The organism is Luminiphilus sp. nBUS_16, from assembly GCF_051201645.1.
Lineage (GTDB): Bacteria > Pseudomonadota > Gammaproteobacteria > Pseudomonadales > Halieaceae > Luminiphilus.
In genome coordinates, this window is sequence record NZ_CP179205.1 from 902501 (window position 1) to 917011 (window position 14511).

Genomic DNA, 14511 nt, shown 5'->3' on the forward strand with positions numbered 1-14511 from the left:
TTCGTGAAGTCGGAATCGCTAGTAATCGCGAATCAGAATGTCGCGGTGAATACGTTCCCGGGCCTTGTACACACCGCCCGTCACACCATGGGAGTGGGTTGCTCCAGAAGTAATTAGTCTAACCTTCGGGAGGGCGATTACCACGGAGTGATTCATGACTGGGGTGAAGTCGTAACAAGGTAGCCCTAGGGGAACCTGGGGCTGGATCACCTCCTTAAACGATTGTGACTCTCTTCAGCAAGTGTTCACACATTTGTCTTCATCTATTAGGTTAATGCGACGGTTTTTACTCGGGTGCGATTTTTAGGCCTGTAGCTCAGTTGGTTAGAGCGCACCCCTGATAAGGGTGAGGTCGGCAGTTCAAATCTGCCCAGGCCTACCAGTTTGTTCCGGGGCTATAGCTCAGCTGGGAGAGCGCCTGCCTTGCACGCAGGAGGTCTGCGGTTCGATCCCGCATAGCTCCACCAATTCCGTCGCAACGAATCCATACATGGATGCACTAAGGTGTGTCGATGTCTGGTTTTGGCAACCAGAGTGTTCTTTAACAAGGTAAATCAAGCTGATTCTTTGAATCAAAAATCTACAGTTCAGCTTAGGCTGAGGTGGAGAGGATGATTCATTGATGAATGTTCTCGAGTGCGGTTTCAATTCCCGCGCTCGAAACGAGTTGTACATACTGTGACTTAAGCGTCACAACATCCGGCGGGCACAAACTTTGATCGGTTTGTGTCTACTAGTACCTAACCTACGCAAAGGGGGTTAGGGAACAGTCTTCTTGGACAGATAACTTCGGTTATATGGTCAAGTGACTAAGCGCATACGGTGGATGCCTTGGCAGTCAGAGGCGATGAAAGACGTTGGAGCCTGCGATAAGCTTCGGGGAGTCGGCAACCAGACTTTGATCCGGAGATTTCTGAATGGGGAAACCCACCCGCAAGGGTATCCTGCACTGAATACATAGGTGTAGGAGGCGAACCCGGGGAACTGAAACATCTAAGTACCCGGAGGAAAAGAAATCAATTGAGATTCCCACAGTAGCGGCGAGCGAACTGGGATCAGCCCTAAAGTGTTTGGTGTGATAGTGGAACGGTCTGGAAAGTCCGGCAATAAAGGGTGATAGCCCCGTACACGAAATCTATCCATACATTATTCGAGTAGGTCGGGACACGTGTTATCTTGACTGAATATGGGGGGACCATCCTCCAAGGCTAAATACTACTGACTGACCGATAGTGAACCAGTACCGTGAGGGAAAGGCGAAAAGAACCCCGGAGAGGGGAGTGAAATAGAACCTGAAACCGTATGCGTACAAGCAGTGGGAGCACCTTAGGGTGTGACTGCGTACCTTTTGTATAATGGGTCAACGACTTATTGTCTGTAGCAAGCTTAACCGTTTAGGGGAGGCGTAGGGAAACCGAGTCTTAATAGGGCGTTCAGTTGCAGGCAATAGACCCGAAACCGGGCGATCTATCCATGGCCAGGTTGAAGGTGCCGTAACAGGCACTGGAGGACCGAACCCACTAACGTTGAAAAGTTAGGGGATGAGCTGTGGATCGGAGTGAAAGGCTAATCAAGCTCGGAGATAGCTGGTTCTCCTCGAAATCTATTTAGGTAGAGCGTCGTGTCTAACCCTGGGGGGTAGAGCACTGTTTGGGCTAGGGGGTCATCCCGACTTACCAACCCCATGCAAACTCCGAATACCCAGGAGTTCAATCACGGCAGACAGACAGCGGGTGCTAACGTCCGTTGTCAAGAGGGAAACAACCCAGACCGCCAGCTAAGGTCCCAAATACCAATTAAGTGGGAAACGATGTGGGAAGGCTCAGACAGCTAGGAGGTTGGCTTAGAAGCAGCCATCCTTTAAAGAAAGCGTAATAGCTCACTAGTCGAGTCGGCCTGCGCGGAAGATGTAACGGGGCTAAATTGGTAACCGAAGCTGCGGATGCATGCTTGCATGCATGGTAGAGGAGCGTTCTGTAAGCCGCTGAAGGTGAACCGAGAGGTTTGCTGGAGGTATCAGAAGTGCGAATGTTGACATGAGTAACGATAAGGGGGGTGAAAAACCTCCCCGCCGGAAGATCAAGGTTTCCTGCGCAACGCTAATCGGCGCAGGGTAAGTCGGCCCCTAAGGCGAGGGCGAAAGCCGTAGTCGATGGAAAGCAGGTTAATATTCCTGCACTTTGTTTTACTGCGATGGAGGGACGGAGAAGGCTAGATCATCAGGGCGTTGGTTGTCCCTGTTTAAGGCAGTAGGCTGGAATCTTAGGCAAATCCGGGATTCTAAGGCCGAGAGCTGATGACGAGTGCCCAAGGGCGCGAAGTGATTGATGCCATGCTTCCAAGAAAAGCTTCTAAGCTTCAGGTAAAACAGAACCGTACTGTAAACCGACACAGGTGATCAGGTAGAGAATACCAAGGCGCTTGAGAGAACTCGGGTGAAGGAACTAGGCAAAATGGTACCGTAACTTCGGGAGAAGGTACGCCGGTTTTGGTGATGAGACTTGCTCTCTAAGCTGAGGCTGGCCGAAGTGACCAGGTGGCTGCGACTGTTTATTAAAAACATAGCACTCTGCAAACACGAAAGTGGACGTATAGGGTGTGACGCCTGCCCGGTGCCGGAAGGTTAATTGATGGGGTTATCTTCGGAGAAGCTCTTGATCGAAGCCCCGGTAAACGGCGGCCGTAACTATAACGGTCCTAAGGTAGCGAAATTCCTTGTCGGGTAAGTTCCGACCTGCACGAATGGCGTAACGATGGCCACACTGTCTCCACCCGAGACTCAGTGAAATTGAAATCGCTGTTAAGATGCAGTGTACCCGCGGCTAGACGGAAAGACCCCGTGAACCTTTACTATAGCTTCACACTGGACTTTGACTTTATTTGTGTAGGATAGCTGGGAGGCTTTGAAGCGATGGCGCTAGCTGTTGTGGAGCCAACCTTGAAATACCAGCCTGATAACGTTGAGGTTCTAACCTAGGTCCGTAATCCGGATCGGGGACAGTGTGTGGTGGGTAGTTTGACTGGGGCGGTCTCCTCCCAAAGAGTAACGGAGGAGCACGAAGGTGCGCTAATCACGGTCGGAAATCGTGAGGTTAGTGTAAAGGCACAAGCGCGCTTGACTGCGAGTCTGACAAGACGAGCAGGTACGAAAGTAGGTCTTAGTGATCCGGTGGTTCTGTATGGAAGGGCCATCGCTCAACGGATAAAAGGTACTCCGGGGATAACAGGCTGATACCGCCCAAGAGTTCACATCGACGGCGGTGTTTGGCACCTCGATGTCGGCTCATCACATCCTGGGGCTGAAGCCGGTCCCAAGGGTATGGCTGTTCGCCATTTAAAGTGGTACGCGAGCTGGGTTTAGAACGTCGTGAGACAGTTCGGTCCCTATCTGCCGTGGGCGTTGGAGAATTGAGGGAAGCTGCTCCTAGTACGAGAGGACCGGAGTGGACGAACCTCTGGTGTTCCGGTTGTGTCGCCAGACGCATTGCCGGGTAGCTACGTTCGGACGGGATAACCGCTGAAAGCATCTAAGCGGGAAGCCCCTCCCAAGAATAGTTCTCCCTGTCCCTTGAGGACTCTGAAGAGCCGTCCAAGACTAGGACGTTGATAGGCTGGGTGTGGAAGCGCTGTAAAGCGTTGAGCTAACCAGTACTAATTGCTCGTGAGGCTTGACCATATAATCCAAGTTGTTTGGTGTACGGTTCGTAACTAGAACCTTAAGTACACAGAAGACTGACGGCACGCGGCGAAAGTTGCGTGACTCTGAAAGGAGTATGTTGTGCTCAAGTCATAGTGTGTGTTGGGTTCATCACCAACGAAAGAATCAGCTAGATTTACCGCCTTATTTGAGAGGTTTTCTTGCTACTTGTAGCGAGTCTGTCACTCAAGCCAGTTTGCCTGGCGACAATAGAGCGTTGGAACCACCTGATTCCATCCCGAACTCAGAAGTGAAACGACGTATCGCCGATGGTAGTGTGGGGTTTCCCCATGTGAGAGTAGGTCATTGCCAGGCTTTTATTAGAAAAGGGTTACCCATTGGGTAGCCCTTTTTTTTGTGCTGCTAAATAGCGCTCCCCACTACCTCTAGAGGTCTTGCCAGTGTGCTGTGGTTTTGCTGGGGTATAACGTATAGTTCCTATGCTTAGACATTGATGAAATTCGACGAGACATCGTCTAGATTTTGTCAGCCTAACTAGCGTTTTCGTGTTTTGAGATGGTTTAAGTCGATGTATGAATCCGCCGAACAATACCTGCACAGCGTCCTTCACGGCAAATCTCGAAATCTGGCGAGAATTCTGGAGAAGTCTTTAACCAACGGCCGTGTTTCGGAAGCTACACCGGCGCATTACGCTTTAGCGTCAGCTTTAGCTCGAGCTGTTCATGTTATTGAGACCGATGGCAGTCACCCTGATGAGCAATGCACGAGAGTGCTGCAATCCTTCAGCACGACGGTTGTGAATGGCCTGCGGCCCGGTGAAGATCGCGATAAGGTTGATGCGGCCCAGATTGCTAAGGCCCAATATTTGACCTTGGCCCGACGTCAGAGCATTCGATTACGGGCTGCGGCTCTTGAGGCCGGTCAGAAACTTGTTCTCGCTGACTTGCCTATCAATGGCATGTTCGATCAAAAAGCTGACAGTGTTAGTAACACACCCATTGAGCTGTCTCTGGAACAGAATGCTTATCTTCTGTGTCTGGCAGATCTTAGTACCGAAGCTGAGCTCGAAAAAGCCCGGCAGTTACTAGCAAATAATGTAGCAACAGCGTTCTCAGACGTTAGGTACAAGGATATTTGCCGGGCTTATCAATGGATGGGTTTCGCTGCCGTATCGACGACGCCCTACGCTGAAATGGCAGACGATATAGCGATGCAGGTTTTGTTTCAGCCCAGCATGTTGCGCCGAGGTTTAGAGGAGGCGCCTTGGCAGCTTCTTCAGCAGCTTTTTCTCTACCTCACTGTAAAGCCCTCGGAAACACTCTACGCCTACGCCCATGTGTTATTGCTTGAGCAGCTAAATACTCAAAGACGGCTGGACACTTTCAAGGCGGCGGAAGCAAATCTTCCTAGGCTGTTACTCAGTATTGATGTTTGTTCCCGAGCGCTCCGAGCGGGGCAATCTTTGCGTCGAAAATTTAACACCAAAGAGGCTAGCCCTTTGTCATTCTTGCGCGCAAGCGCAGTGGCTAAGATCACCGGTGGCGTGTTTAGCCCGCCGTTAAAGCAAGACTATGCCTATCCTGAGCTGACATTCTCCACCTCCTATTTGGAGCGAACCGGAATTTTTATTGGAATAGACAGTCATTGGGGTTTTGAGCCGAGTAACGAGAGCACCTTTAGACAAGCGATTAAAAAGGGCGCGTCTTTGATAATTGCATCGGATCAGAATAAGCCCTCAAAAGGTCAATATTTAGAGGTGCGGAATACCTTCACTGCATTGGTCAAATTGGCACTAGCCCGAAGAGAAACGTTTCGCGGGAGGGTCGTAGGTGTCACTGGTAGTGTCGGTAAAACGACGGTTTGTTCCATGATCACCGCGATGCTGCGGGTGCAGGGCGAGGTTTACAAAAATATTGCCAACTTCAATCATCAGCCGGGCGTTCCTAAAAGTGTTGCCAATATTCCACGGAGCGCACGTTATGCGGTAATTGAGATGGGCATGGGCGCCAAACGTACGATCCTTCCCAAGGCTCTGCTTGTACGACCGCATACGGCCGTAGTTACCGATATTCAGGCCGACCATATGGAGTTTCACGAGTCAGTGGCTTCTGTCGTGAGGACAAAAATGGAGGTCATTTGGGGGGTTGAATCCGGTGGAACGGTTGTGCTGAACCGCGATTCTGAACACTTTCCTATGCTGCAGGGTCTCGCGTTGCAGCGATCAGACATCAACCTACTGACCGTCGGACAGCATCCGCAAGCCAATATTTGTGCCGAGGACATCGAGTTGGGGCCCGAGCATTCGAGGGTGCAAGTTAAGGTGTTCCAAAAGACGTATCACTACGTTTTGGGCTTGCCGGGAATGCACATGGCCCTAAATAGCCTAATGGCAGTGGCTGTAATGGTATGCGAGGGAGTCGACTTGATTCAGGCGCTGCCCGCGCTCGAAAAGCTTGAGCCTGAAAAACGCCGAAACCAAATAAGCGAAGCAACAACGGCTGACGGTAAGCGCCTCCGAATATTAGATGATAGTTTTAACACCAATCCAGCCTCAGTTAGGTCTAATTTACACGTGCTTGGCTTAATGGAGCCAGGGCCCAACGGGCGCCGTATTTTGGTTTTGAGTGATATGGGGGAAATGGGAAGCGACGCGCGGCACTATCACACGGCGTTGGCTCAGGATATCAATGACTCACGCGTTGATATTTTCTTGTCATTCGGCGACCACTGTCAGGCACTTGATCAACTAATACACGATCGCATTACCCACAAAAATTTTGAGTCAGTTGTAGCGCTTGAGCAATACTTGCACACAGCGGTGCGCAGCGGCGATATCGTTTCCTTTAAAGGTTCCGCGCGAGAGGTGTCGATATCAGATCTCGTAAAAAACCTGACTGATCGAAAGCTCCGGAGCCAAGTCGTTCGTGACGCACCAACGTTGGTGGAGTTCTTTAACCGCCGGTTCAAGGAGGATGCCTATAATTTAACGAAGATTTCTGAGCAGGAAAAAGCAGCAATAAGTTATCTAGTACAGCAGGCAATTGCGCTGAAGAAGCAACAGCCAGGGGCCTTGTGGCTCATAGACTATGGGTGCGGCGATGGTCGCTTACAACCGTTTTATAATTTACTTGCTGAGACTTTTACCTCGACCGAGTTTCATATACTGGGGGCGGATTTCGCAGTCGAGGCGCTAAAAGCCTATCGGACACAGTGTCTTCGAGATGGCTTTGAGGATACAAAGCACGCTTGGGAGATTGAAGGTTTACCTAATGACCAGCGCCTAGCGTCTTTGAAGCGCGGCAATATCAACATTCACTTTTTAGAAGGCGGGGTTGAATCGCTACAGGCAATGATTTGCGGTCCCGATCAGCGATTTGAAATTCTTGTTGCTGCTGGTGTTTTATGTCGAGTGTTGGGCGATCAATGCCGTCGTGAAATGCTTGAGGCCTTTAGTCGCGTTGCTGCTTCTGCATTTGTCTCAATGCCCACTCAGGATGAGTTTAAAAGTCTGCAAATTGAGTTTAATGCGCTTCGGGAGGAACGGTTGCAGTTGCTGTCTCAGATCGAGAGCCTAGATAAACAGGACAACCCTGAGCGCGATAATGCGAGGCAGCGCTTATTAGCAATTGAAGATATTTTGAAAGACGCACTCGTAGAGGGCGAAATCTATTACTCTGCGAGACGGGTCCGTGGTTTTGGAAGAAAAATACCGGATTTAAAGGACCACAAAATCCCGTATTTTTCTGCCACAAAACTACAGGCACAACAGGTAATAGACTACGGCGGTTATCACAGCACCTTGGTGACCCATGGCGCCTTTGGAGGACATAGCCGTTGGATGATATGTCTGGGGAGTCATGAGTTTTCGGTAGACTCAGTTCAGTTGAACAGCGTAGAGCTTTAAGGAGCCGAAGCATGGGAAGTGTTGGAGATGGACTAGAGGCGGGCAACGCGCGGTGGTCTTTTGGGGGACAAACGGCGCAACAATTTGACGAGCATGTTTCTAAGTCGGTGCCCATGTATACCGAGGGCCATCAAATTGTTTGTGATCTAAGCGACTTTTTCCTGTCTGGGGGCTCCACGTGCTTTGAACTGGGGTGCTCTACAGGAGAATTAACGGCCAAACTCGCATTACACAATAAAGACAAGGAGCCAGCGCGGTTTGTTGGGATCGATCTTGAGCCCGCTATGATTGACCTCGCTAGAGAAAAGTCTAGTAACTTGAAGCTTGAACAGACTGACTTCGTTGTCGATGACGTCATTCAGGCAGATATTACCAACGCGGATCTCGTGGTTGCTTATTACACCGTTCAATTTATAAGGCCTAGCGAGCGTCAGCGACTCATAGACAAGGTTTATAACGCCTTGAATTGGGGGGGCGCCTTCATACTGTTTGAAAAGGTAAGGGCCAACGATGCCCGCTTTCAGGATATTACGACGAGTTTGTATAACGAATACAAAATGGCACAGGGTTACAGTCCCGAGGAGATCTTTAGTAAATCCAGAAGCCTTAAGGGTGTGCTCGAACCGTTTTCTACTCAGGGCAATTTGGATCTCTTAGCGCGAGCTGGCTTCGAAGATGTCTTATCAATCTTTAAATACTTATCTTTTGAGGGCTTTTTAGCGATTAAGTGAATTGCTTTACATTAGGTAGGCTGAGTAATGCAGTTTGATCAGGTAATGTGCGAGACCAAGTGCGGTGAGTAATGCGATATCGATAGTAGTCTCTAGATACCGCAGTGAGTAAATTAATAGCTAATGCAGTTAATAGCGATCACCTGCTCGCGATTTCTGAAGTCAATGGCCATAACAAAGAGGAGTAGTTTGTGTTTATTCAAAAATTTCTAATACTGGTCGCTAGCTTAACTGTGGCGATCACCTGCCGTGGTGAGATGGCGACGATGGATGTGTTGGGCGAGGTGGAAGAGCTGCGTCCAGGTTTGCTTGAGGGCTATCTTCACGGGCAGCCGGTACTCAACAGCAAAGTCTTTATTCCGGCGCCACCCAGTGCGGGCAGTGCTCTTGAGTTGGCCGACGTCGCAGCCAGTGAAGCTGCCTTGGCACTGCAAAATAGCCCCCGCTGGGATTTGGCAGCGCGAGATGCTGAATTGAAATTTCCCGAGGCTGCCGCGACCTTTCAATGCGCGGTAGGTCGGGTGATTAGTGACGTTGAAACCCCGGTGCTCAACCGACTCCTTCAGCGTTCCCTTGCAGATTTTGGCTTAGCGAGCTACCCCGCTAAACAAGCTTATCAACGGTCCAGGCCTTTTGTGACAAATGAGCAGCCCATTTGCACGCCCCATGAGCGAGAGATGCTCGCCGGTGATGGTTCATATCCCAGTGGTCACAGTGCGATTGGCTGGGGATGGGCTTTGGTGTTGTCGCAGGTATTTCCAGAAAAAGCGGAGTCGATCCTAGCTCGAGGAAGGGAGTACACGTACAGCCGGATGGTCTGCAATGTGCATTGGCAAAGCGACACGTTGGCCGGAATGACTGTAGGTGCTGCTGTTTTTGCGCGGCTACAAAATGATCCCCTATATCTTGCCACGATGGCGGCTGCAAAGGCTGAAGCCGAGAAGATTTCGCCAATCAATCCTGACGACAAGGCTTGTGCGGCTGAGGCGAATGCAATCGCATTTGAAAATTCTTAAGTTGTTCGGGAGGTTTAGCGGGCACGTTTAGTAAACGAGGCCTAGACTATTTGTTGTTGCTAAGTTCTAGATGTCGGTTTGAATCGCTGAAGGTGGGGCCCTTAGACAGGGCCCCCTTTACGTTGATCTCTGGTAACAACGCACTTAGAGATTATTCAAGTTCCCAGACACGAGCCTGAAAGGCTTTAGTCTTCAGATCAACCGTAGAAATATGCAGGATTCGACTGCTGTTATCGTCATCAAACCCATAAACTTTGAGGTTGGTGCCGTCGCGTGACCATAAGCCTAGCGTTGCACTTTTTTCAAGAATCCCCGTGTCATTGATGGCTTGTACCGTGCCGGTAAAGTAGCCCTTGGTATTTTCATCATTGGTGGCGACCATGTTGTGAGTAGCGTGCACTAGCCCATATTTTCCGGCGGTGCCTTCGTAAGTGATCACCATACCGTCAGCAGTCATGCTGACATCACTAATGGCGAGCTCCACATCAATATAGTTATCAAAACCCTGATCTTGCGCCGACACCAGCAAGGGTGTCACGGAAAGCACAAAAGCCAATATTAATCTTATTATCATGATTGCATCCTCATGGTGGTTTCTATGGCCTAGCAGTGGCTGGGGCCACCGTTACACCAGCTTAGCTTGAAACCGAAGAGCCTCGCAAAACATCACAGGAAGCTTGTAAACCTCGGGCATAGTTCTGCTTCATTGGTGCGCGGTTTTTTTCAAAGACGCAGGAGCGGCGAAATTTTAATGCCAAATGCGTAGCTCCTATTCCGCCGTTGTTTTAACGATAACGCTCAAACCACGCCAGAATATGATTCACCTTGGCAATGAGATTCGAGGGGCGCTTATAAATACTGTGGCTGGCCCCAGGAATCCGTACCATGAGCGTATCGATACCTCGATGCTTCAAAGCTTGGTAGTACTGTTCGGTTTCACTGATGGGGGTTCGGTAATCGAGGTCACCGGTCAGCAGCAAAGTGGGCGTAGCAACATTGCCCACCAGTGACAATGGGGATCGCTCCCAATAGCTTTGGATATTCTCCCATGGCGGGGCGTCAAACCACGTGGTGGCGAAGTAATAGTTGAGGTCAGCCGTCAGCACGAAGCTTGCCCAGTTGATCACCGGTTTGGCAACGGCCGCCGCTTTAAACCGATTAGTTTTACCCACAATCCAAGCAGTTAACACGCCGCCTCCAGACCCTCCGGTAACGAATAGCTGTTGGGGATCTATATAGCCCTGCTTGAGTAAGGCGTCGACACCGGCCATAAGGTCATCATAGTCATATCCGGGATAGGCCAAATCAATGCTGTTTGCAAAGGCCTCGCCGTAGCTCGTGCTTCCCCTTGGGTTGGCGTAAAGAACAACGTATCCGGCTGCGGCGTAGAGCTGAGCTTCAGTACTAAAGTTTGGCCCGTAAGCTGTATGAGGGCCGCCATGAATTTCTAAAATCAGGGGGTATTTAACCGCGGGGTCAAAGTGTGGGGGCTTCATAACCCAGCCTTCAATGAGCTTGCCATCATGAGAAGAGGGCCAGATTACCCGTTGAGTAGAGGCTAGTACTTTGTGACCTAATACATCCCTGTTGAGGTCGGTGAGGGAAAGGGGCGGTTTGTTCGATTGTATGGCGACCAAGTCTGCGGGTTTTTGGTCACTTCCTACAGTTGCAACGACGGTATCTTTGCCGCTCAGTGAGAAAGTCCCGCTCGTATAGGGACGCCCGATGCTCGTTCCACCTAACAGGGTATTGGCCTGTCGCCGTTCACCCTGCAGGGATATGCTCGCTAGTCGCGTGGTGCCTTGATCGTCGTATTGAATCCACAAGGTTTTGTTATCGGTAGACCACTGCGCGTCATCGACTGATCGATCAAAGTCTGTGGTTAGCGATCGACTGTCACCGGATTCTAAATTCATGATGACTAGCTGATTTGGGTTGTACCCTTGGCGTTCATCCTCTGAGGCGAGGTAAGCGAGAAGGCGACCGTCAGGTGAGATGGCAGGGGAAAATTCTGCACCGTTTTGTTGGGTTATAGGCTGTAGATCCTTTTTTAGTAAGGACACTTTAAATAGGTCACTTTGTTGAGGTTGATACTCGTGGTCATTGCGGTGATTACCGCTAAATAAAATTGCGAGGCTATCTTGGGTCCAGGCGATCCCTTTGTTCATCGGATAATCTGTGCTGGTGAGTTGTCGTGCAGTGCCACCTTCGGCAGGTATAACGAAAAGCTGTTTACTGCCGCGAGGGAGGTAGCCGGCACCGTCTCGTCGATAGGTCATCTGATCAATAACAATCGCAGGCTCTGCCCAGGTAGCGCCCTTGGGTTTGACCGGCATTGCGGCCAACTGCTGCGCTGGATCCGTCACTGTTCGTATGAAGGCGATCCATTCGCCGTTGGGGGCCCAACTAATTTCTGATGGTGCCTCGGCGAGAGTGGTAAGGGTGATGGTGGATCCTGTTGCTAGCCAGCGGACGAGCAGCTGTGTTTTGCCGTCAACTTTGGACAGATAGGCGAGGCGATCACCAGAAGGTGACCAACGTGGAGAGCTGTGTTGTCCCGGGCCACCGACCAGGGGTTGGTGGTTTTTACCGTCGACGTCGACTTGCCAAATGGCTCGATGGGCCTTGTCGCTCATAATATCCATAGATATGCGAACGTAGGCGACCGTTTTGCCATCTGTGGAAATTTGAGGATCGTTGGCATACTCAAGCCCAAAGACATCGGTGGCCTCAAAGGTGTCGGGTTGGGACGCCTTGGCAGAGGCGACTACCATTAACAAGCACCAGCCAAGCACTAAAAAGGCCCCTTGAAGTTGACGGCTTATGGGCGGTGCATTTGGAATCGACGCCGACCTGTCTTGAGGGTTCAAAAGTGGAAAAATCATAAGGGGCACTCACTCTTTCTAATTATTCAGAGTATCACTGAGGTAAATCTCTCATTAAAGCCCTATTTAATCTGGGCTGTTTACTGCCTGCGCTTGCCCCCATAATGCGTGTATCAATTTATTGGGAGAGAGGCTATGGAGCCGGTCGCAACGTTAAAGTTTATGGCTACACTCACGGCGCAACTAGGTGATCAGATCGTTGTTGGCGAAGGGCCTCGGGGCTCTCGTGTTGTTATTGACGTGCCTTCTGTGACTTTGGTGGGGGACAACATTCAGGCTTCGTTAGCAACTCAAGACGCAGCGGATTGGCTCACGCTATCTGAAGACGGAAAGCTCGGCGCTTTAGATGTTCGCATGACCTTAAAAACCGATGACGGCGCGTTTATTTATGTTGAGTATCAAGGGCGTGCTGATATGGCGTCGGGCGTTATCGCGACGGCACCGACCTTCCAGACAAGCCATGAAAAATACCTCTGGTTGAATCGCATTCAGGCAGTGGCTGCCGGCCAGCTCGACGATAGCGGCAAGCTGGTTTACAAGTTCTATGAGGTGGTGGTGACTGTTGAGGATTAGCTTGATCGACAGTGCATACAGACAGCTGCGGTGAGGTCAGGCGCTCCGAAGTGAGGCATTTTGGCTGTTGTGGCAGTGCATGAACGGCTGCCTGATTGAGCGGGTTGCCGTTAAAGCGGCCAGGCTTGGCAATGGCAGCCTGATGGATCAGGCGCTTGGGGGGGGGCGTTTAAGGCGCTGGTGGCTTCTGTAATCACCCCCTATCAAGTTCCCCGTGATTGCTTCCACGCTATTCACCCTGAACCCTGAACCCTGAACCCTGAACCCTGAACCCTGAACCCTGAACCCTGAACCCTGAACCCTGAACCCTGAACCCTGAACCCTGAATCCTTTTGCGACGCTAAGAGTGGGTCGCATGAACAAGGAATCGGCCTGCCAATTTTTAAGAAATGGTCAGGGTTGCTCAACGATATAGCACCCAATCATGTGGGTATTGTTTAGGGTCCCACGACGCTTGAGCCGTTGTCTGGAGGTTTATGGTGGGAGGTGTGGTTATCCCGAAAAGCCTTGAGACTTAAAAACCGCACGACGGCTACCGACGTAGGAACATCTTTAGCCCCTAAGAGAGTGCAAACTTGTGGCGGTCCAAATTTTAGCGTCGCTTCTCCTTTTTCTCGGTATGACACTTGCTGTTTACTACCACGTTGGATTTGCCAATATCCGAGCAAGCTACCGCTTGTGGTTTCAGAAAAGTTACTGGGTTAATTACAACGTCGTGGAGGCGGTTGCCTGGATAGCAAAGGCGGCAGTTATCCTCCCAGGGTTAATCTGGCAGCAAGAAATTTGGCAGCTGCATTTGATTACATTGGCAACGTCTGCACTACTTATTTGGGTCTCAGAGCGCAAACTCCTGCCCACGATGGTTGCCTTCAACACGCTGTGGATAGGCTTGTCGAGTGTGGTGATCGTCCGAAATGTTTTTTGATCCTACGGTAGCGGCTTAAGCTTTCGTTGCTAAAAATCCGAGCATAGTTACGTCATGAGGCCTCAAGGCAGTCTTTAAAACGACTCCTTGTAGGGGCGCAGGTCCAGTTCTTGTGTCCACGCTGAGCGGCCTTGAGCGTGCAGCGCCATATAGGCATCGGCAATTTCTTCCAGTTTTAAAGCACCGTCTTGCCCCAGGCCATTAATATATTCAGGAAATCGGGTGCGCACTTTTTCGCCCTCAACAACACCGTCAATCAGGACATGAGCAACGTGAATACCCTGAGGGCTAAATTCTCTGGCGATAGATTGCGTGAGCATTCGCAAAGCGCCTTTTCCTGCTGCAAACGCAGAAAATCCAGCCTTGCCGCGAAGGCTCGCGCTCGCACCGGTAAATAGCAGCGTTTGTTTTTGGGCGATATTTTGCTGCTGTAGCATGAGTTTGATCACCTGCTGCGACACTATAAAGCCACCAAGGCAGGCGACTCGCCATAAATCTTCAAACACGGCGGGCGTTACGTCTAGAAAAGCTTCGGGTCGGTTGTTGCCCGCGTTGTAAATGGCCAGTTCAAGAGAGTAGCCGCTGCTGGCCACTCGATTCATTGCCGCTATGACTTGGTTTTCGACGGTTACATCGGCCAGCAAGGGTTCGGCTGAGCCACCCTCGGCCAAAATACTTGCCGTAATGGCGGTCAATTTTTCAGGGCTTCGGCCATTAACGAATACATGAAAGCCTTCTCGCGCAGCCCTGCAGCAGAGCTCGCCTCCAACACCCTCACGAGGCCCTACGCCAAATATAATAGCCGCTTTTTTATGCATA

Annotated in this window: 8 protein-coding genes, 2 tRNA genes and 3 rRNA genes (1 of these 13 running past the window's edge); 10 read left to right on the top strand and 3 right to left on the bottom strand. The window is 50.7% G+C overall.

Annotated elements, in window-relative coordinates:
- The 8 genes from ACMAY6_RS04070 to ACMAY6_RS04105 all read left to right on the top strand — a co-directional run.
- A 16S ribosomal RNA gene (locus ACMAY6_RS04070) occupies positions 1-217 on the top strand; it begins 1317 nt to the left of the window's first position.
- A gap of 88 nt (positions 218-305) precedes the next feature.
- Positions 306-382, top strand: a tRNA-Ile gene (locus tag ACMAY6_RS04075).
- A 9-nt stretch (positions 383-391) separates the two neighbouring features.
- A tRNA-Ala gene (locus ACMAY6_RS04080) sits at positions 392-467 on the top strand.
- A 332-nt stretch (positions 468-799) separates the two neighbouring features.
- Positions 800-3676 (top strand): 23S ribosomal RNA (locus ACMAY6_RS04085).
- A 220-nt stretch (positions 3677-3896) separates the two neighbouring features.
- A 5S ribosomal RNA gene (gene rrf, locus ACMAY6_RS04090) occupies positions 3897-4012 on the top strand.
- The 16S, 23S and 5S rRNA genes sit together here with 2 tRNA genes alongside, the layout of an rRNA operon.
- A 214-nt stretch (positions 4013-4226) precedes the next feature.
- Positions 4227-7562 carry a UDP-N-acetylmuramoyl-tripeptide--D-alanyl-D-alanine ligase gene (locus ACMAY6_RS04095; RefSeq protein WP_435214670.1) on the top strand — a complete coding sequence of 1112 codons (3336 nt, stop codon included), beginning with the start codon at positions 4227-4229 and terminating at the stop codon, positions 7560-7562.
- 11 nt (positions 7563-7573) lie between these two features.
- The gene (locus ACMAY6_RS04100) at positions 7574-8293 is read left to right on the top strand and encodes a methyltransferase (RefSeq protein ID WP_435214672.1); all 720 of its coding nucleotides are present in this window, start codon (positions 7574-7576) and stop codon (positions 8291-8293) included.
- A gap of 191 nt (positions 8294-8484) precedes the next feature.
- Complete coding sequence (locus ACMAY6_RS04105; RefSeq protein WP_435214674.1) at positions 8485-9309, top strand: acid phosphatase; 825 nt, start codon at positions 8485-8487, stop codon at positions 9307-9309.
- Between the two features lie 151 nt (positions 9310-9460).
- Here the strand turns inward: ACMAY6_RS04105 and ACMAY6_RS04110 are convergent, their stop codons facing one another.
- The gene (locus tag ACMAY6_RS04110) at positions 9461-9883 is read right to left on the bottom strand and encodes a hypothetical protein (RefSeq protein ID WP_435214676.1); all 423 of its coding nucleotides are present in this window, start codon (positions 9881-9883) and stop codon (positions 9461-9463) included.
- Between the two features lie 211 nt (positions 9884-10094).
- Positions 10095-12194 (bottom strand): prolyl oligopeptidase family serine peptidase, encoded by a 2100-nt coding sequence (locus ACMAY6_RS04115; RefSeq protein WP_435214678.1) that lies wholly within the window; start codon positions 12192-12194, stop codon positions 10095-10097.
- Positions 12195-12329: 135 nt separating this feature from the next.
- On the opposite strand from ACMAY6_RS04115, the gene ACMAY6_RS04120 reads away from it, so the two are divergent.
- A complete protein-coding gene (locus ACMAY6_RS04120) occupies positions 12330-12767 on the top strand; it encodes a DUF3237 domain-containing protein (RefSeq protein ID WP_435214680.1) in 438 nt (145 codons plus the stop codon).
- Positions 12768-13344: 577 nt separating this feature from the next.
- Positions 13345-13692, top strand: a complete 348-nt coding sequence (locus tag ACMAY6_RS04125; protein WP_435214682.1) for a hypothetical protein — start codon at positions 13345-13347, stop codon at positions 13690-13692.
- Between the two features lie 74 nt (positions 13693-13766).
- Here the strand turns inward: ACMAY6_RS04125 and ACMAY6_RS04130 are convergent, their stop codons facing one another.
- Positions 13767-14510, bottom strand: coding sequence for an SDR family NAD(P)-dependent oxidoreductase (locus ACMAY6_RS04130; protein ID WP_435214684.1), 744 nt, complete (start codon positions 14508-14510; stop codon positions 13767-13769).
- Between the last annotated feature and the right edge of the window lies 1 nt (position 14511).

Bases quoted from the DNA above. Each gene is read 5' to 3' on its own strand.
- ACMAY6_RS04095 (WP_435214670.1), top strand. From the start codon at position 4,227: ATGTATGAATCCGCCGAACAATACCTGCACAGCGTCCTTCACGGCAAA.
- ACMAY6_RS04100 (WP_435214672.1), top strand. From the start codon at position 7,574: ATGGGAAGTGTTGGAGATGGACTAGAGGCGGGCAACGCGCGGTGGTCT.
- ACMAY6_RS04110 (WP_435214676.1), bottom strand. From the start codon at position 9,883: ATGATAATAAGATTAATATTGGCTTTTGTGCTTTCCGTGACACCCTTG.
- ACMAY6_RS04115 (WP_435214678.1), bottom strand. From the start codon at position 12,194: ATGATTTTTCCACTTTTGAACCCTCAAGACAGGTCGGCGTCGATTCCA.
- ACMAY6_RS04120 (WP_435214680.1), top strand. From the start codon at position 12,330: ATGGAGCCGGTCGCAACGTTAAAGTTTATGGCTACACTCACGGCGCAA.
- ACMAY6_RS04130 (WP_435214684.1), bottom strand. From the start codon at position 14,510: ATGCATAAAAAAGCGGCTATTATATTTGGCGTAGGGCCTCGTGAGGGT.